A 351-nucleotide genomic window follows, 5' to 3' on the forward strand; every position below is an offset into this window, starting at 1 on the left:
TATGGAGAACAGATGTATTCGGAGAGAGCTCATTTTCACAAATACCCAAGCTTTACCCTAGAGTACTTTCAATAGAAATCATGCCAGGAGCAAGTTGCCAGTTGCGATTGAACATTCCGGTCAGCCCGAAGGGTGCCGACGTTGCTCGGCAAAAACTTGAAGCTAACAACCTAGAGCTCAAGGCCGCTCTAGATGGGCTGCTAACGCTGGCTAGCAAAGCCAGAGACATGTTGTCAGGCGCGAACCCACCACCGTCTTCAGGTCATCAAAGCTCGCTAGGATTTGAAACAGAGCAAGATTCCGCGCCTGTCACCAAGCGAGGTGGCAGGTCATCTGGAAAGGGCAAACACC

Annotated in this window: 1 protein-coding gene; it reads left to right on the forward strand. The window is 51.0% G+C overall.

Features of this window, described 5'->3' with window-relative positions; genetic code table 11:
* Nucleotides 1-351 (forward strand): hypothetical protein (locus AC3XQU_RS23330; protein WP_489876530.1); only part of this gene is annotated, 351 nt, incomplete at both ends.

The organism is Telluria sp. AZSoR62 (assembly GCF_058111565.1).